This window comes from Actinosynnema sp. NPDC091369, assembly GCF_044757065.1.
Taxonomy (GTDB): Bacteria; Actinomycetota; Actinomycetes; order Mycobacteriales; family Pseudonocardiaceae; genus Actinosynnema.
In genome coordinates this window covers 919718-936998 of the sequence record NZ_JBIVUG010000002.1, presented here as the reverse complement: position 1 = coordinate 936998, position 17281 = coordinate 919718, and the positions used below count along the sequence as shown (strand labels likewise).

At 72.9% G+C, this 17281-nt stretch carries 15 protein-coding genes; 8 read left to right on the top strand and 7 right to left on the bottom strand.

Features of this window, described 5'->3' with window-relative positions:
• Nucleotides 1–38 precede the first annotated feature (38 nt).
• Complete coding sequence (locus ACIQMJ_RS12315; RefSeq protein ID WP_499761019.1) at nt 39–1091, bottom strand: lytic polysaccharide monooxygenase auxiliary activity family 9 protein; 1053 nt, start codon at nt 1089–1091, stop codon at nt 39–41.
• A gap of 330 nt (nt 1092–1421) precedes the next feature.
• Here ACIQMJ_RS12315 and ACIQMJ_RS12310 point away from each other — a divergent pair, with 330 nt between their 5' ends.
• Entirely contained in the window at nt 1422–2099 is a 678-nt protein-coding gene (locus tag ACIQMJ_RS12310) for a GNAT family N-acetyltransferase (protein ID WP_499761018.1), read from the top strand.
• A gap of 78 nt (nt 2100–2177) precedes the next feature.
• Here the strand turns inward: ACIQMJ_RS12310 and ACIQMJ_RS12305 are convergent, their stop codons facing one another.
• Together ACIQMJ_RS12305 and ACIQMJ_RS12300 are read right to left on the bottom strand one after the other, a co-directional pair.
• Entirely contained in the window at nt 2178–2966 is a 789-nt protein-coding gene (locus ACIQMJ_RS12305; RefSeq protein WP_499761017.1) for an MOSC domain-containing protein, read from the bottom strand.
• An 86-nt stretch (nt 2967–3052) separates the two neighbouring features.
• The gene (locus ACIQMJ_RS12300) at nt 3053–4183 is read right to left on the bottom strand and encodes a Dyp-type peroxidase (RefSeq protein ID WP_499761016.1); all 1131 of its coding nucleotides are present in this window, start codon (nt 4181–4183) and stop codon (nt 3053–3055) included.
• 65 nt (nt 4184–4248) lie between these two features.
• On the opposite strand from ACIQMJ_RS12300, the gene ACIQMJ_RS12295 reads away from it, so the two are divergent.
• Nucleotides 4249–5574 carry a right-handed parallel beta-helix repeat-containing protein gene (locus tag ACIQMJ_RS12295; RefSeq protein ID WP_499761015.1) on the top strand — a complete coding sequence of 442 codons (1326 nt, stop codon included), beginning with the start codon at nt 4249–4251 and terminating at the stop codon, nt 5572–5574.
• A 9-nt stretch (nt 5575–5583) separates the two neighbouring features.
• Here the strand turns inward: ACIQMJ_RS12295 and ACIQMJ_RS12290 are convergent, their stop codons facing one another.
• On the bottom strand, nt 5584–6300 hold the full coding sequence (locus tag ACIQMJ_RS12290; protein WP_499761014.1) for a hypothetical protein: 717 nt from the start codon (nt 6298–6300) through the stop codon (nt 5584–5586).
• A gap of 181 nt (nt 6301–6481) precedes the next feature.
• Between ACIQMJ_RS12290 and ACIQMJ_RS12285 the strand changes: the two genes are divergently transcribed.
• A complete protein-coding gene (locus ACIQMJ_RS12285) occupies nt 6482–8959 on the top strand; it encodes an SdrD B-like domain-containing protein (RefSeq protein ID WP_499761013.1) in 2478 nt (825 codons plus the stop codon).
• 19 nt (nt 8960–8978) lie between these two features.
• On the opposite strand, the gene ACIQMJ_RS12280 is transcribed toward ACIQMJ_RS12285, so the two are convergent.
• On the bottom strand, nt 8979–9380 hold the full coding sequence (locus ACIQMJ_RS12280) for a nuclear transport factor 2 family protein (protein ID WP_499761012.1): 402 nt from the start codon (nt 9378–9380) through the stop codon (nt 8979–8981).
• Nucleotides 9381–9472: 92 nt separating this feature from the next.
• Between ACIQMJ_RS12280 and ACIQMJ_RS12275 the strand changes: the two genes are divergently transcribed.
• From ACIQMJ_RS12275 to ACIQMJ_RS12260, 4 genes are all read left to right on the top strand, one after another.
• The gene (locus ACIQMJ_RS12275; protein ID WP_499761011.1) at nt 9473–10066 is read left to right on the top strand and encodes a TetR/AcrR family transcriptional regulator; all 594 of its coding nucleotides are present in this window, start codon (nt 9473–9475) and stop codon (nt 10064–10066) included.
• A gap of 230 nt (nt 10067–10296) precedes the next feature.
• Nucleotides 10297–10533, top strand: a complete 237-nt coding sequence (locus ACIQMJ_RS12270; RefSeq protein WP_499761010.1) for a hypothetical protein — start codon at nt 10297–10299, stop codon at nt 10531–10533.
• Between the two features lie 189 nt (nt 10534–10722).
• Nucleotides 10723–11949 carry a serine hydrolase domain-containing protein gene (locus ACIQMJ_RS12265; RefSeq protein ID WP_499761009.1) on the top strand — a complete coding sequence of 409 codons (1227 nt, stop codon included), beginning with the start codon at nt 10723–10725 and terminating at the stop codon, nt 11947–11949.
• Between the two features lie 149 nt (nt 11950–12098).
• On the top strand, nt 12099–13436 hold the full coding sequence (locus tag ACIQMJ_RS12260) for an extracellular catalytic domain type 1 short-chain-length polyhydroxyalkanoate depolymerase (protein ID WP_499761008.1): 1338 nt from the start codon (nt 12099–12101) through the stop codon (nt 13434–13436).
• Here the strand turns inward: ACIQMJ_RS12260 and ACIQMJ_RS12255 are convergent.
• On the bottom strand, nt 13408–13803 hold the full coding sequence (locus ACIQMJ_RS12255; RefSeq protein WP_499761007.1) for a hypothetical protein: 396 nt from the start codon (nt 13801–13803) through the stop codon (nt 13408–13410). The genes ACIQMJ_RS12260 and ACIQMJ_RS12255 overlap by 29 nt on opposite strands.
• A gap of 61 nt (nt 13804–13864) precedes the next feature.
• On the opposite strand from ACIQMJ_RS12255, the gene proS reads away from it, so the two are divergent.
• Nucleotides 13865–15304 carry a proline--tRNA ligase gene (gene proS / locus ACIQMJ_RS12250; RefSeq protein WP_499761006.1) on the top strand — a complete coding sequence of 480 codons (1440 nt, stop codon included), beginning with the start codon at nt 13865–13867 and terminating at the stop codon, nt 15302–15304.
• Between the two features lie 2 nt (nt 15305–15306).
• Here the strand turns inward: proS and ACIQMJ_RS12245 are convergent, their stop codons facing one another.
• Nucleotides 15307–17235, bottom strand: coding sequence for a family 43 glycosylhydrolase (locus ACIQMJ_RS12245; protein ID WP_499761005.1), 1929 nt, complete (start codon nt 17233–17235; stop codon nt 15307–15309).
• Nucleotides 17236–17281: the final 46 nt, after the last annotated feature.

Here is a 17281-nt window from a genome sequence, read left to right as displayed (position 1 = left end):
CGCCGTGGTGGTGCGGCCGGCGGCACGTCAGCACGCGGTCAGGACGCGGTGCAGGTGAGGGAAGGGGTGCCGAGCGCGCCGGAGGCGACGAAGCCGAACGTGGTGCTCGCCCCGGCGCCGAGCGCGCCGTTGTAGTTGACGTTGCGCGCGGTGACCGAGGTGCCGGTCGTCGTCGCGGCGGCGCTCCAGATCGAGTTGATCCGCTCGCCGTTGGCGAAGGTCCAGGTCACCGCCCAACCGGTGATGGGCGCGGACCCGGCGGTCACGCGCACCTCGGCCTGGAAGCCGCCGTTCCACTGGGACGTCGTGCGCAGCACCGCCGAGCAGCCCCGGGCCGGGACGTCCGTGGTCGTGGTCGTCGTGCTGGTCGTGGTCGTAGTGGTGGTGCTGGTGGTCGTGGTGGTCGTGGTCTGGCCACCGCCGGTGAAGTTGACGTCGCTGCAGAAGTAGTAGGACTGGTCGAGGTGGCTGGCCTGCCACACCGTGTAGAGGACGTGGTGGCCGGTGCGGCCGGGCGCGTTGACCTCGACCGGCGTGGTGGAGCCGGTGGGGATCTTGCCGGTCTGGCCGACCAGCTCCAGGTCGCTCCAGCGCAGCTTCTGGGTCTTGGGGTCGAAGCCCTGCCGCGTGGCGTAGACGCGCATGTAGTCGGCGCCGTGCGACGACTGGTCGTGCAGGTTCAGGGTGAACCGGCTCGGGCGGTCGACGGTCTTCCAGTTGCCGGGCTCGTCGAACGCGGCGTAGCGCCCGTTGTGCGCCAAGCCGGCGCTGCACAGCTGACCGTCGGGGATGGCCGCCTCGTGGTTGCCGGCGACGCCCTCGCGGAACAGGCCGTTCCAGTTGTACATCGCCGACGAGTCGGCCTGCCACGCCTTGTAGCACATGGGGTCTTCGGTGGCCATCTGCTGCGTCGGGCCGTTGGGCCACCGGTGGTAGCAGGCGTACTGGCGCGCGGGCGGGTCGCTGACGGCGCCGTGCGCGGAGGCCGTGCCCGCGCCGAACGTCGCCAGCAGGGTCGTCAGCAGCGCGAGGCAGGCGCCGAGCACCGCCGACACCCGCCACAGGGAAGCGGGGCGGGACGGGACCCGCACGGTGAGGACTCCCGGAGTGGGAGCGCTCCCAGAAGGGTGAAGCATGTCTACCGCCAAATCTTCGTTGATCGACGACGGGGACTTCAGCGGTTCCAGGCGTGGTGCGGGGGAACCGGGTAGCTGCCGGGCGTTGTCACATGCGCTCTCTGGGAGCGCTCCCAGCGTGGTCAGTGTTGGCACGGCACCCCCGATTGGCATCGGCCATTCGGGTGATGTTGCGCAAAGCCGCCGAGTGGCCGGGGTCGGCGTGGTGAGAACGGGTGGCACGGTCGCGGCCGTTCGGGGCCTTGTGCGCTTCACCTCCCGACTTACTGCCATATAGTTGCAACAATGACGACCGACTCCGCACCGACCGACACCTCCCTCACCGACCTGGTCCGCCGCTGGGAGCGCGGCTGGAGCGCGTGCCGGGGATGGGCCACCCCGCAGGAGGCGGGCGGTGCCCTGCACCTGCTCCAGCACCGTCCGGGCCGCTACCGTGAAATGCTGGCCCTGCACGCCGACCGGACCGCGGTGCGCGCCTTGGCCGACGAGGCGGCGGCCGACGGGAAGGCCACCTGGTTGACCGTGCCCACGACCGACCCCGACGACGTCGAACGCGTCCTGCGCGCCGCCGGCCTCCACCTCAGGGCCACCCGGGAGTGGCTGATGACCCGTCCCCTGGTCGACCACCCCGGACGCGCGGTCCCGGAGGGCTACCGGGTCACCGCCGGCGGGACCGGAGTGGTCAAGGTGGAGGTGCGGCACTCGTCCGACGAACCCGCCGCGAGCGGTCAGGCCGCGATCACCGGCGGGGACGCCGTCTTCGACCGGATCGAGACCGCCCCACCCCACCGCCGCCGGGGCCTGGGCAGCGCGGTGGTGGCGACCCTGGCGGCGGAAGCCGTGAGCCGCGGCGCGCGCCACGGCATCCTCCTCGCGAGCCCGGAAGGACGGGCGCTCTACGCCACCCTGGGTTGGACCACCGCGGCGGCCGTCGTGATCGCCACCAACCAGCCGGGCGCGTGACGCGTCACGGGCGCGGGCCGCGGGTGGCTGCTGACGGGTCGACCCGCCCCGCGGCGTCCCGGACGGGTCGGTCCCCGCTCAACGCCACTCGGTGACGGTGACCTCGTCGCCCACCGCGATGTCGCCGGGGACCAGCACGGACGCCTTCAGGCCGAAGCTGACGCCGTCGGGCTCGCGGCGGTAGTCGGCCAGCGTGCGCAGCGGTTCGGGGCCGACGCGCACCCCGGTCGGCTGGTCGACCAGCGTGACCGCGCAGCGGATGGCCAGCTCGCCGAAACCGACCTCGACGCCGCCGACCGCCATCCGGCCCACGCGGTCCTCGGTGTGCGGCTCGGGCCAGCCGCTGATCACCACGTTGGGCCGGAACCGGTCCATGGGCACCGGTCGTGCACCGCGCCGCGCGATCCGCTCGTTCAGGTCGTCCAAAGTGGACAGTGACAGGACGTGCAGCGCGGTGGGGTCGACCCCGTCGCGGGCCCGGTCTTCCCGGGACGGCTCGCGCACCAGGCGGACCGGCGTGCCGATCGCCTCGGACAACCACTCCGCCGCCTCGTCACCCTGGTCGACCCCGGTGCCCGGCCACTTCTCCACCTCGACCGGCCGGACCTCGCCGTCCGTCACCACGTCCACCAGCAGCTCGCCCGCCCCGGGTGCGCTCAACGCCAGCTTCGCGCCGTCGTGCAGCACCCGCACCCGGACCGCCGCCAGCCGGGGCGCCTCGCCCTGCCAGACGATCGACCCCTTGGGACCGACGGGGGCGAAGAGCCGGTCGTGGGCCAACCCGGTCGGGGTGACCCGGGCCCGGTCCACGACGACCCCCGCACACCCCTTGATCGGGTACAACGTCAGCGCGTGAACGGTGGCCATGCGGTCAAAGTACCTGGTGGCGCACCCGTGAGAGCGCTCTTTTCGGGACCGGCCCGGATTCCGCAAGGTTCTCCTGCTCTGCGGCGCTAGCGGAACAGGGTTGCGCCCAGAGGGCTTTCGGGGGTGAAGCCCGGGAGGATCAGGAACGACGCGCTGGCCGTGGTGGTGGTGAAGGGGAGGAGGGCGTCGTTGTCGTCCATGCGGGCCAGGGTGGTGGTGAACGTGCGGAGGTCGTTCTGGAAGCTGATGAACAGCAGACCCGGTCCCGGGGTGTCGATGCTGTAGGAACGGCGGAGCATGAGGCCCACGCCGGCGACGCCGGAGTGGGCGCGGCGGAGGTGGGCGTCCGCCGGGATGAGGTAGCGGCCGTCCGGGGTCTTGGCGTTGAGGTTCGGGGGAGCGGCGACGGTGCCGCCGGACAGGGGGACGCCGGTGTCGCGGCGCCGGCCGAAGACCGCCTCCTGCGCTTCGGCCGGTAACGCGGCGAACCGGGGCAGGTCGACCTCCATGCGGCGCAGCACGGCGAGGGTGCCGCCGGCGACCGGAGCCGGGCCGGCCAGCCAGAGGTGCCGCTGCTGTTGATCGGTCGTGTGCGGCCCCACGATGCCGTCCACGAAGCCGAAGACGTTGCGCGGCGCCGTGACGCCCTGCTCCACCGGCGTGGTCGCGCCGCGACGGCCGGACTGCCGCCAGCGCTCCCGCACCCGGTCACCCGCCCGACCCAGCAGCGCGGCGGCGACGACCGGCGGCACGACCGCGTCACCGGCGCAGAGCTGCACCAGCAGGTCGCCGCCCCGGGCGAGCGGGTCGACCTCCTCGCGGGAGAACGACGGGAGGTCCGCCGCCCCCGGCAACGACGGGTCGACCAGGCGGACCAGCCGGGGACCGATCCCGATCGTCACGGTCAGGTCGCCCGGCGCGAGACCCAGCAGCCGCGCGTCGGTCCCCGCGGTCACCTCGCGGACCGCCTCGCCCAGCTCGGCCAGCAGCGGGCCGACGGCCACGCCCTCGGCGACGTCGGCCACGACCACCAGCAGGTTCGGCTGCGCCTCGCCGGGCCGCGTGACGCCCGCCTGGTGCGGCCCCGTCGGCGACACGGCGGTGGAGGCGACCGGCTGGGTCGGGCCCGGCTCGCACCCGGCGAGACCGGTGGCCAGCGCGGTGGCGGTGGCGCCGAGGAAAGCACGGCGGGACGGGTGCTCTTCGGCTCGGCGCACGGGGTGGAGGGTGCCACATTCGGGCTACCGCAGGCGACTTCGCCCGTCGTGCCAGACTGGACCCCATGCTGCGCTTCGGCCTTGCCGCGATCGTGACGGTGCCGGCGTTGGTGCTGGCCGGCTGCGGAGCCGACGAAGAACCACCCGGCGCGGGCACCCGGCCGGACGGCGCGAACGTGACGATCCGCGTGCCGGCCGACGCACCGACGATCTCCGCCGCCGTGTCACTCGCCCGATCCGGTGATCTGGTCCTGGTCGCACCCGGCGTCTACCACGAGTCGGTCCGGGTCGACACGGCCCGGATCACCCTGCGCGGCGAGTCCCGCGACGACGTCGTCATCGACGGGCGGCTGCGACAGCCGAACGGCATCGTCGTCACCGCGCCCGGCGTGGCCGTGCAGAACCTGACCGTGCGCAACAACACGCAGAACGGCGTCCTGGTCACCGGCTCGCGCGCGGCGGCGTCCGGCACGCCGGGCGACGGCGGCTACGACACCGGCGACGAGCCGGTCACGTTCCTCAAGTCGTTCCTGGTCTCCCACGTCACCGCCACCCGCAACGGCCTGTACGGCATCTACGCGTTCTCCGCCCAGGACGGGGTCATCGAGCACTCGTACGCGTCGGGCTCGGCCGACTCCGGCATCTACGTCGGACAGTGCAAGCCCTGCCGCGTCGTGGTGCGGGACAACGTCGCCGAGCTCAACGCCGTCGGCTACGAGGGCACCAACGCGAGCGGGGACGTGTACGTGGTCGGCAACCGCTTCACCGGCAATCGGGTCGGGCTCACCAGCAGCTCCGACCACCAGGAGAAGCTGCTGCCGCAGGAGGACGCCGTGGTCGCGGGCAACCTGGTCGCGGTCAACCAGCAGGCCGCGACGCCCGAGCAGGCCGACGGCGGGTGGGGCGTCGGCATCGGCATCGACGGCGGCAGCGGCAACCGGGTCGTGCGCAACCGGGTCGAGGGCAACGCCACCGCGGGCCTGGTGATCACCGCGACCTCCGACATCCCGCCGAACGGCAACCAGGTCCTGGAGAACACCTTCACCGGCAACGGCGTCGACGTCGGCTGGGCGTTCCCGACCGCCACCCGCGGCCGGGGCAACTGCCTGCGCGGCAACGACCTCGGGACGACCGCGCCGGACGGGCTCGCGACGGCCGCGGCGTGCCCCGCCGCCGACCCGTCGCCCTCCGGCACCTGGGCGAGGCCCCAACCCCCGCGCGGCATCCCGTTCACCGACGTGGCCGCACCCCCGGCACAGCCCGGGTTCCCGGACGCCACGACCGCCGGTCCCACCGCCGTCCCGGCCGTGCCCGCGCTGCCGGACCTCGCGGGGATCACCCTCCCGGCGGCGACCCTGCTCGCCGAGTCCGCAGTGGTGCGGACACCGTGACGGGACGGGCTACCCCGCCGGGGTGATCCCGGGTACCGGTTGCACCGCAACGTAGTCCTGGGTGTCGAAGTCCACGAGCACCGGCTCCGGTTCGGACGCCACGTCGGCCTCGACCCGGTGCAGGGTGCCGTCCGGGTCGACCCAGTACCGCACGTTCCCGGCGGTGCCGGGCTTGCCGCGCGCGGCCGGCCCGGACATCACGTCCACCCGGTGGCCGCGCACCTCGTCCTGTCCGACCCACGAAGCGCCGTTCTGCGGCAGCAGCTGCGCGTTGTCCGGGCGGTCGCTGCCGAGGCTGAGCGCGATGAGCAACGCGCTGTCCAACGCGCTGCCGGTCGTCTGCAAGGGACGGTCGTGCCACCCCCATCCCGGCGGTGACGCGGGCACCGTGCCAGGCGCATTCTCGGTCGGGTGGAAGAAAACGGCGGTGCCGTTCCACTGGATCAACCCGTCGCCGGAAGCGTCGCGCCCGGTGCCGCGCACCACGCCGTAACCGAGTCCCGCTCGGTAATCGACGGAACCGGTGATCACGAGGCCGCCCGCGGTGGTCGGCACGGTGATCGTGACGGCGCGACCGCCGACCTCATAATTGCGGAAACGCGCGATGGCCAGCCGATCCGCCTCGTCCGCGGTCAGCGCGCGCGGAACCGTTGGCTGCGCGGGGGAATCGACCAACAGGAACGTGACCAGCGCGATCGCCGCCGCGGTGACGCCGACGAGGACCACCGCCCACCACCGTCGGGACGGCCGACTCGGAAGGGTTTTCCCGGCTCGAATCCTAGGCACGCGGCGAAATGCTAACAGGTTCGATGATTCACCCGTCCAATTCACCCGAACGTATGGCACACGCGTTGTCCCCGTTCTGGTTGTCTGTGACGGCCACAACGACTTCCACAGGGGGACAGTGATGATCCGGAGATCCCGGACGCGCAGGAGCAGGCCGCTCCGGGCGGGCTTGGCCGGTCTGGTGCTGGTGAGCAGCGCGATCACCGGGACGACGGCCGGGAACGCCGCCGCGTCGACCGCGGACGGCACGCTGACCGTCCAGGTGCTGCGCGACTTCTTCGGCACCGGCGTGATCAACACGGCGATGGACGTGCCGCAGCAGGGCATGGCCGTCGACGTGTCCGACCGCGCGGGCAACCACGTCACCGGCGTCACGGACGCCACCGGCAAGGTCGTGGTGCCGCCGTCCACCGCGCTGACCGGCGGCCACTACCGCGTGGACGTCACGGTTCCCGAGTCGCACCGGGCCTACTTGCGGGCGGCGCCCGCCTCGACGGCGCCGAACCACTTCGACAGCTTCACCACCTTCGTCGACGTCTCGGACGGCAAGAACGACTCCGTGATCACCGGCGTCTGGAACCCCGCCCACTACGCCCTCCCGGACGCCCGGTACTTCGTGCCGGTGCAGAACGGCGGCAACGCGACGGACACCCGGGCACTGGTCGCGTTCGGGGTGAACACCCGCGGCACGTGCCCCACCGACGTCGCGTGCCCGACCACGCTGGCCACCCAGGCCCAGGTCGGCACGACGTTCGGGTTGGCCTACGACAAGCAGCGGCGGCGGCTGTTCCAGAGCGCGTTCGCCCGGCGGCACGCCCTGTACGGGCCGCAGGGCGGTGACGCGATCTACACCGTGCCGGTCGACGGCGGCGGCGCGCCGACCCTGTTCGCGAAGGTGCCGGGCGCGGCCGTGACGCCGCACGACACGGCCAACCTGATCAAGGACGGCGGGTTCACCGACGCGCCGGGCAAGGAGAGCATCGGCGGCCTGGCCCTGTCGGAGGACGGCGCCACGCTGTACGCGGTGAACCTGCTGACCCGCACGCTGGTCAGCTTCGACGCCACGGGGACGGCGGCCTCGGCGCCCGCGGCCACGGTGCCGATCCCGGACCCGGGCTGCGCGGCGGCCACCGACTGGCGGCCGTTCTCCGTGACCGCGCACGACGCCAAGCTGTACGTGGGCGGCGTGTGCAGCGCGGAGAGCACGCAGGACCGGGCGGACCTCAAGGCCGTGGTCTCCACCTACGACGGCACCCGGTTCACGCCGGTGCTGACGCGGCAGCTCGGCTTCGAGCGCGGTGAGGTCCTCGCCGGCCGCAGCGTGCCGGGGCAGACCAACGGCTGGAACCCGTGGGACACCCGCCTGGCGACCTGGGGCGACCACGACGTGGCGAACGGCGCGCTGATCGACCCGCAGCCGCACCTGGCGAGCCTGGCGTTCACCCGGGACGGGTCGATGATCCTCGGCTTCCGCGACCGGTTCATGGACGCGGCGGGCTGGGGCTCGGTGGACCCGCGGCCGGGCGAGAACGGCAACCAGAACGGCTTCTCCGGCGGCGACATCGTCATGGCGTGCGCCGACCCCGGCGGCGGTTACTCCTGGGAGGGCACCGGGACCTGCGCCGACCACGCCGACGATCTCGACGACGGCCAGCAGGCCGGCAGGGTGGTCGAGTACTTCCCCGGTGACTACTTCTCGCAGGGCGGACCGGCGGGCCGGGCGGCGCACCAGGAAGCCGCGCAGGGCGCGGTGGCGTACATCCCGCAGCTGGACTGGGCCGTCAGCACGCAGATGGACCCGACCGTGAACGTCGCCGCCGGCGGCACCGGCTACTACAACGTCAGGACCGGCGCGGGGCCCGGCCACGACCCGGCCGCCAACGCCTACGAGTTCGTCGGTCCGAACCAGAACGGGTTCGGCAAGGCGGGCGGGCTCGGCGCCGTGGCGTACCAGGCGGCGAACGCGCCGATCCAGATCGGCAACCTGGTGTGGTTCGACGGCGACCGCAACGGCGTCCAGGACCCGGCGGACGTGCGGCTGCCCGGCGCGACCATCACCCTGCTGGACGCCACCGGGAAGCCGGTCGCCACCACGAAGACCGACGCGGCGGGCGAGTACTACTTCGGCGGCGTCGGCGCGGCCTACGAGCTCGTGCCCGGCGCGGAGTACACGGTGCAGTTCGACGTCTGCACCGCGGACACCGCCACGGTGCCGGACCAACCGCCCGCCACCGACCTGCGGTTCACGCTCCCGGTTGTGGGTGACGACCGGGTGCACGACTCCAACGTGGACCCGCCCGCGACCGGGCGGCTGTGCAACGGGTTCGCGCCCGTCACCGCCCCGGACAGCCCCGGCGAGGTCGACCACACCATCGACGCGGGCGTGCACATCCCGGGACCGGAGCCGACCACGACGACGTCCGCGCCGCCGACGACCACGGCCCCGACCACGACGGCCCCGACCGGCAAGCAGACGGGTTCGCTGGCCTCCACCGGCGTCTCCGGGCTGCCGTGGGTGGTGCTGCTCGGTGTCCTGGTGCTCGGCGCGGGCGCGGCACTGGCGTTCCTGAGCCGGAAGCGTCGCGCCAGGCGGGACTGAGCGGTCCCGGCCGCCGCGATCAGCGCTGTCCCAGCGCGGTCGCGGCGGCCAGGACGTCGACGTAGTCGCGCAGCCGGTGGACCTGCCCGCCGCGCGCGGTGAGCACCACGACGTTGGGCAGCGTGAACCCACCCGTGACCGTGCCGGTCCCCAGCGCTTCCTGTTCCACGACGATCGTGTCCGGGTCGCGGGTGTCGTGCACGGCGAGGGTGCGGTAGCGCTCGTACTTCAGGGCAGCGGACCGCCACCCGGCGGCGATCCAGTCCACGATGGCGTCGCGGCCCTCCAGCCGGGACGGCGCACCGGGGAACGCGAACGGGAACTCGTGCACGGCGTCGACCGCGTACAGCCGCCGCATGTCGTCGACGGACTGGTCGACGGCGGCTCGGCGGTACTGCTCCAGCACGTCTCGTGGCGACATCGGGCGACCCTCCCTGCGCTAAGATGAGGCACGGTCCGGTTAATCGGGCACGGTAACGGACCGTATCCCCGGACAGCAACGACGAGGTGCCGGTGCCGACGGGTGACGAGCCGGAGGTCCGTGCCGCGCGGCCGATGCGCGCCGACGCGCGGCGCAACTACGAGCGGTTGGTCGAGCAGGCGCGGATCGCGTTCGCCGAAGCCGGCGTGGACGCGTCGCTGGACGACATCGCGCGGCGGGCGGGCGTGGCGAGCGGCACGCTGTACCGGCACTTCCCGACCCGGCTGGACCTGGTCGAGGCGGTGCTCGCCGGGCAGGTGGCCGCGTTGATCGACCTCGGCCGGCGGCTGCTGACGGCCGAGGACGAGGTCGACGCGCTGTCCACCTGGTTGCGCGCCGCGCTCCACCACGGCCTCACCTACCGGGGCCTGTCGGCCGCCGTGATGACCTCGGCCCTCGATCGCCGGGCGGACGTGGTGTCGACCTGGCACGACAGGGTGTTCGAGGTGGGGGCCGCGTTGCTGGCGCGGGCGCGGGACGCGGGCGGCGTCGTCGCCGACGCGGATGCCGAGGACGTGCTGAAGGTCGTCGGCGCGCTCGCCTGGGCCGTCCAGGACAGCCCGGACCGCGCCGCGCGCGCCGATCGCCTGCTGGGGCTGCTGCTCGACGGCCTGCGCCGGGGCTAGCTTCGAGTACCACTTCGAGGTGGTGGGCGCGCTCGGCCGATCCCGGCGGGGGCGAGAGGGATCATCGGCCTCGACGGGGTGTTTTCGGTACACCAGCGACTGGAGGACAGGGAAGGACGCTGGGCTTCATCGACTCCTACACGCTGTGACGGCAACTGCCGTTCCCCCCGAGCGGGTCGAACCGGGAGCTGATCGGGACGCACGGCGACTTGGCGGTCGCGGACGAGTACGTGACGACGGTGATCCGGTACGTGGAGCGCGGCATCTTCACGCCGGCGCCGGTCGACGTGCTCGCCGAACTGGAGGACATCGCGCAGCGGATCGACCGGGTCGAGGCCGCGTCGGGCCGTGACCGGGAGGTCGGTCGGGCGCAACACGCGTACGCGGCGCTGCTGGCGCTCGTCTACCGGCAGTTCTTGGCGGAAGGCGGCCGGGCGGCGCGTCCCGAGAGCGGTGGGGCGACATGAGTGACGGGGGAACGCCTCGGGAAACCAGGGCGCACCCGACCTCGGCCCGGGTAACTCGGACGGGCCGTCGGCGACGGGAGCCGGGCCGTCAGCGCCGTGTCAGGGCGGTGGCTGCCCCGTGTCAGGGCGGCACGTGATCGTGGCTCCAGCGCGGGACGACCGGTCCCGCCACGTGAGAGGGAGCACGACATGGCGGTCACGGTGGGCTCGGTGGTCGAGGACGGTTGGGGCAAGGTCGCCGACGTGTTCCGGGCGAACTTCGACCACCCCGGCGAGGTGGGGGCGGCGTGCTGCGTCTACGTGGACGGCAAGCCCGTCGTGGACCTGTGGGACGGGCTGGCCGACCGCGCGACCAACCGGCCCTGGACCTCGGACACGATCGTCCAGGTCGCGTCCACGACGAAGGGCGCCGCCGCGATCTGCGCGCACCTGCTGGTCCAGCGCGGTCTGCTGGACCTGGACGCCCCGGTCACCCGGTACTGGCCCGAGTTCGGCGCGGCGGGCAAGGAGCGCATCCCGGTGCGCTGGCTGCTGTCGCACCAGGCGGGCCTGCCGGTGGTGGACGGGCCGCTGACGTTCGAGCAGGCGTGCGCCTGGGACCCGGTCATCCGCGCGCTCGAAGCGCAGCCCCCGCTGTGGGAGCCGGGCACCCGGCACGTCTACCACGCCGTCACCTACGGGTACCTGGTCGGCGAGGTCGTGCGCCGGATCACCGGCCGCACGCTGGGCGCGTTCTTCGCCGAGGAGGTGGCCGGCCCGCTCGGGCTCAGCGCCTGGATCGGCCTGCCCGAGGACCAGGAGCCGAGGGTGGCCCGGTTCGAGGACGCCGCGCCGTTCACGGTGGAGGAGCTGCTGGCCGGGATGATCGCGACGACCGGCCTCGACGCGGACACGGTCACCGCGTGGGTGCAGTCGATGTGGACGCCGGACGCGGTCCAGATGCACGCGGGTTCGCTCGGCGGGGCGCTGGACCCGAACTCCGGGTACTTCCGGACGCGGGAGTGGCGCGCGGCGGAGTTCCCGGCCGCGAACATGGTCTCGGACGCGCGGTCGCTGGCCCGGATGTACGCGGCGACGGTGAGCGAGGTCGACGGCGTGCGGTTGCTCGACCCGGCGACGGTCGAGGCGATGACCGTCGTGCAGACCGACAAGACCCGGATGTACGGGGTGCCGGACGGGCTGGACCTCCCGGCCGACCGCACGTTCGCCATGTCGTTGGGCTTCTGGCGGTCGTGCGCGCCGCTGCCGATGGTCGGCCCGGCGTCGTTCGGCCACCCGGGCTCGGGCGGGTCGATCGCGTTCGGCGACCCCGACGCCCGCGTCGGCTTCGGCTACGTCACCACCCTGTGGAACTACCGCCCGGACGACCCGAGGGCTGCCGACCTGGCCGCGGCTGTCCGGTCGTGCCTGGGCTGACCGGTTCGGCGACCGCCCCGGAGGCGCGGTCGTGGTCCCGGGGAGCGGGCGACCTGCTGAGACGCCGGCCGTTCCGGGTCTTGCCGGCTCGAATCGTTTCGCCCAATACTTCGTAACGTTTCGGGCTCGCTGTCGACGCGGAGGACGCGATGAAGCTGAAGAACGCGTTGGTCGGGGTGGTCGCGGCCGTCACCGGTCTGGTCGGTGCGACCCTGGTGGCGGTGGCGTCGTCGCCGGCCGCCTCCGCGGCGAGCCTGACCCAGGTGACGAACTTCGGCGCCAACCCGACCAACCTCCAGATGCACCTGTACGTGCCGGACCGGGTGGCGGCGAAGCCCGCGATCCTGCTGGCGATCCACTACTGCGGCGGCTCGGGGCCGGGTTTCCACGCGCAGACCCAGTACGCGTCGCTGGCCGACCGGTACGGGTTCGTCGTGATCTACCCGACCGTGACGCGCAGCAGCAAGTGCTGGGACGTGTCCTCGCCCGCGGCGTTGCGGCGGGGCGGCGGCAGCGACCCGGTGGGCCTGGTGGCGATGGTCGACTACGTCAAGCAGCGCCACAACGGCGACCCGGCCCGGGTCTTCGCCACCGGCACGTCGTCGGGGGCGATGATGACCAACGTCCTGCTCGGCGACTACCCCGACGTGTTCGCCGCGGGCGCGTCGTTCGCCGGCGTCCCGTTCGCCTGCTTCGCCACCACCAACGGCTCGGAGTGGAACAGCCAGTGCTCCGGCGGCCAGCTCATCAAGACCGCGCAGCAGTGGGGTGACCTCGTGCGCGGCGCCTACCCGGGCTACACCGGACCGCGTCCCCGGATGCAGATCTGGCACGGCACCAACGACGAGACCCTGCGCTACCCCAACTTCGGCGAGCAGGTCAAGCAGTGGACCAACGTCCACGGCCTGAGCCAGACGCCCACGTACACCGACACGCCGCAGTCCGGCTACACCCGCACCCGCTACGGCAGCAGCGGCGGCCGAGCCCCGGTCGAGGCCATCAGCATGCAGGGCGTCACGCACAACATCCCCGTCGACGCCGCCCAGGTGATCCGCTTCTTCGGCCTCGACGGCACCCCGCCGACGAGCACCACCACGACCACGAGCACCACTACGACTTCTACTACCACCACCACTACCACCACGACGACGACCACACCGCCCGGTGGAACCGGCTGCCGCGTCGAGTACGCGGTGAGCGCCTGGAACACCGGCCTGACGGCCGCCATCACCATCACCAACACCGCCTCCACGCCGGTCGACGGCTGGAGCCTCGCCTTCACGCTCCCGGGCGGGCAGCGGATCACCAGCGGCTGGAACGCCACCTACAGCCCGACCAGCGGCGCGGTGACGGCCCGCAACGCGTCGTACAACGCCGCCATCGCCCCCGACGCCTCGGTGGGCATCGGCTTCCAGGCCGACCACACCGGCGGCACCGGCGAGCCCACCGCGTTCACCCTCAACGGCACGGCCTGCACCGTCGTCTGAGCCGGGGGACCGCGCCGCTCAGATCGCGCCGTCGACGGCGGCCCTGATCGACAGGGCCGCCGCCGACCGCGCCCACGGTGATCAGCACCATGGAGTCCACGCCCGCGCCGAACCGGTGCTCGGCCAGGGGCAGCGCCTGCACGTCGTTGCGGGACAGGCGCAGGCGCTTGGCGATCTCGGCGCGCGGCATCGTCCCGTGGACGAGCAGCTCCATCAGCACCTCGCGGGCTCCGAGGATGGCGCGCCCGCCCGCGTGGGCGGCTGCTTCAGGTCGGGCAGCGCTGGTGCACTGCCAGAGCGGCTGGGGGCGCGTCACGAGCGCGCCCGTGACGCCGGACGACCCGACGCCGACTCCGGCCAGGAGCACCGTGTCGCGCGATGGAGTTAATGGCTTCGAGCCTCACCCGGGCCGTTGCTAGCCTCCCGGCATGACGCGGCACGAACGGGGCGTGTCCTCGCAGTCCGAGGACTTCTCCGCGTGGTACAACGAGGTGGTCGTCAAGGCCGAGCTCGTGGACCGCGGGCCGGCCAAGGGCACGATGGTGGTCCGACCGTACGGTTACCGCCTCTGGGAGCTCCTGCGCGGAGAACTCGACCGGCGGATCGCGGACACCGGCCACCAGAACGCGTACTTCCCGTTGTTGATCCCGCAGGGCCACCTCCGGCGGGAGGCCGACCACGTCGAGGGGTTCTCGCCCGAGCTCGCCGTCGTCACGCACGCGGGCGGCAAGGAGCTGGAGGAACCGCTCGTCGTGCGACCCACGTCCGAGACCGTCATCGGCGAGATGATGGCCAAGTGGATCTCGTCGCACCGCGACCTGCCCCTGCTGCTCAACCAGTGGGCGAACGTGGTGCGCTGGGAGCTGCGGCCCCGGATGTTCCTGCGCACCACCGAGTTCCTGTGGCAGGAGGGCCACACGGCGCACGTGGACGAGGCCGACGCCATGCGGGAGACGATGCTCGCGCTGGACCTCTACACCGAGGTCGCGCGCGACCTCGCCGCCATGCCCGTGGTGCCCGGTGAGAAGACACCCGGCGAGCGGTTCGCGGGCGCGCGGCGGACGTTCACGATCGAGGGGATGATGCGCGACGGGCGCGCCCTCCAGGCGGGCACGTCGCACTACCTCGGCGACAACTTCGCGCGGGCGTTCGACATCAGGTACAACACCGACGCCGGGGACCTCGCGTACGCGCACACCACGTCGTGGGGCATGAGCACGCGCATGATCGGCGGCGTCGTCATGACCCACGGCGACGACAAGGGCCTCGTGCTGCCGCCGCGACTGGCTCCCTTCCAAGCGGTCGTCGTGCCCATCGGCCGCGCGGAGCAGGCCGACCAGGTGCACGCGGCGGCCCGCGACCTGGCCGCCTCGCTCCGCCGCGCCGGGGTGCGCGTCCACCTGGACGACCGGCCGCACGTGTCGCCGGGGTTCAAGTTCCACCAGTGGGAGCTGCAAGGGGTGCCGGTCCGGGTCGAGCTCGGCCCGCGCGACCTGGAGGCCGGGCACGCGACCGTCGCCGTCCGGCTGGGCGAGGGCAAGCGGCAGGTGCCACTGGCGTCGGTCGCCGACGTCCTGCCCGGAGTCCTGGCGGACTTCCAGGCGTTCCTGCTGGACCGCGCCACCAGGTTCCGCGACGACCACACCGCCGACACCGACACCTGGGACGACTTCACCGCCGCGGTCGCCGTCGGGTGGGCACGGGCGGCGCACTGCGGTGAACGCCGGTGCGAGGAGGAGATCAAGGCGGTCACCGCCGCCACGCCGCGGTGCGTGCCACTCGACGCGCCCGCGGCGGGCGGCCGCTGCGTCCGGTGCGGCGAGCCGGAGACCTACGGCAAGCGCGTGGTCTTCGGCCGCGCGTACTGACGTCAGCCGAAGGCGCGCAGCTCGTAGACGCGGGTGGCGATGTCGGCGTTCCCGGTGGGGACGCCGACGTCGAGCCGGACGTAGCGGCCCGCGACGCCGGTGACCGGGTGGACCGTGGTGGCCGCGCTGTTGCCGGTCACGTCCACCACCCGCCGCCACGTCGTGCCGTCGTTGGACACCGAGAGGCCGAACGCCCGGGTGTTGAAGCCCGCGTCCTCACCGCCCGCCTGCGCGTGGGCGACCTCGAACCGCGAGATCGACCGGGTCGAGCCGAGGTCCACCGCCAGCCACGCGCCGGGCGCGGCCGAGCAGAACTTGTCGGTGTTGCCCCCGGTCACGGTCCCGTTGACCGCCTTCTCCGGCCCTTCGCCCGCCGCGCACGGCGTCGACCCGGTGGCCGGACGACCCAGGGCGAGGTTGACCTCACCGCCCACGGCCGGTCCCACCGCGACGTTGTCGAACGCCGCCGCCGCGTTGAACACCCGCACCCCGTTGCCCCCGGAGGCGAACGTCGCGTCGGTGACGCCGATCCTCGGCGTGGCCATGTCGCCGACGTACACCTTGATCGACGAGCCGACCGCGGTGACGCGCAGCCGGTAGGTCGTGCCGACGTCCACCTTCAGCGGCGCGGAGGCCAGCGGGGTCCAGGAGTTGTCGGCCCGGCCCAGCACGACGCGCCCGGCCGGCGTGATGCCCGCGTAGTAGCCGGAGTAGCTGTCGACGCCCACCGCCGCCCTGCTCGCCCGGAACACCAGCCCCGCGTCACCGCCGCCGGACGTGATCGTCACGTCGGTGTCCTGGGTGAAGTCGCCGAAGTTCGTGTCCAGCAACGCCTTGCCCCCGGCGGACGCGCCCGCCTGCAACCGTCCACCCGGGACGGTCCAGGTGCCGCCGTGGGTCTTCCAGCCGTGGGCGTTGTCGTCGGCGAAGTTGTCCTGGACCTTCATCGCGACCCGCCGGATCGTGCCGTCGGCGTTGAAGTGCAGGCGGTCGTAGGCGAGCTGCCGGTGGTTGCCGTCGGTCTCGCTCAACGGCCGGCGGTGGTAGACGATGTACCAGATGTCGGTGCCCGGCACGTTCGCCACCGAGTTGTGGCCCGAGCCGCGCGCGACCGCCGGGTCCTGCGCCAGGACCTTGTCCAGCCGGGTGAACGGTCCGGTCGGCGAGTCGGCCATCGCGTACGACACGGAGTAGTCCGGACCGGTCCACCCGCCCTCGGACCACATCAGGTAGTACTTGCCGCCCCGCTTGAACATCTGCGGGCCCTCGACGTACCCCGCCGGGGTGATCTCCCGGAACGTGCTGCCGTCGGGGAACGTGCCGAGGCTGACCATGTCCGGGTTGAGCTTCACGACGTTCGCGTGGCCCCAACCGCCGTAGTACATGTACGCCTGGCCGTCGTCGTCGATGAACACGTCCTGGTCGATGGGCTGCGCCCCGTTGTGGAACTGCCCGATCAACGGCCGGCCGATCGCGTCGCGGTAGGGGCCCGCGGGGTGGTCGGCGACGGCCACGCCGATGCCGCCCAGCGCCGAGTCGCTCTGGATGTCGTTGGCGGCGAAGTACAGGTAGTACCGGCCGTTGCGGGCGATCGGGGCGGGTGCCCACAGCGCGTACTTCGCCCAAGAGACGGCGGCCGTCGTCAGCACGTTGCTGTGCTTCGTCCAGTGCACGAGGTCCTGCGAGGAGAACGCGTCGAGGTAGGTCTGCTCGGCGTAGGTCTTGGACGTCGTCGGGTACACCCAGTAGGTGTCGCCGTGGACGATGGTGTCGGGGTCGGCGTACCAGCCGTCGACGAACGGGTTGCCCGCCACGGCGGTCGGCAGGTCCGGTGCGGCGGCGGCCACCGCCCGGGGCGCGGCGGTGGCGACACCGGCCGCGAGCAGCGCGGTCAGGGCGGTGGTGGCGAGCTTCATCGGCAGGGTGGCCATCTCGGCGGCTCCGCTTCGCAGGGATCGCAGGGGGACGAGCAGGGGG

Bases quoted from the DNA above. Each gene is read 5' to 3' on its own strand.
- ACIQMJ_RS12310 (WP_499761018.1), top strand. From the start codon at position 1,422: ATGACGACCGACTCCGCACCGACCGACACCTCCCTCACCGACCTGGTC.
- ACIQMJ_RS12305 (WP_499761017.1), bottom strand. From the start codon at position 2,966: ATGGCCACCGTTCACGCGCTGACGTTGTACCCGATCAAGGGGTGTGCG.
- ACIQMJ_RS12295 (WP_499761015.1), top strand. From the start codon at position 4,249: ATGCTGCGCTTCGGCCTTGCCGCGATCGTGACGGTGCCGGCGTTGGTG.
- ACIQMJ_RS12285 (WP_499761013.1), top strand. From the start codon at position 6,482: ATGATCCGGAGATCCCGGACGCGCAGGAGCAGGCCGCTCCGGGCGGGC.
- ACIQMJ_RS12280 (WP_499761012.1), bottom strand. From the start codon at position 9,380: ATGTCGCCACGAGACGTGCTGGAGCAGTACCGCCGAGCCGCCGTCGAC.
- ACIQMJ_RS12265 (WP_499761009.1), top strand. From the start codon at position 10,723: ATGGCGGTCACGGTGGGCTCGGTGGTCGAGGACGGTTGGGGCAAGGTC.
- ACIQMJ_RS12260 (WP_499761008.1), top strand. From the start codon at position 12,099: ATGAAGCTGAAGAACGCGTTGGTCGGGGTGGTCGCGGCCGTCACCGGT.
- proS (WP_499761006.1), top strand. From the start codon at position 13,865: ATGACGCGGCACGAACGGGGCGTGTCCTCGCAGTCCGAGGACTTCTCC.
- ACIQMJ_RS12245 (WP_499761005.1), bottom strand. From the start codon at position 17,235: ATGGCCACCCTGCCGATGAAGCTCGCCACCACCGCCCTGACCGCGCTG.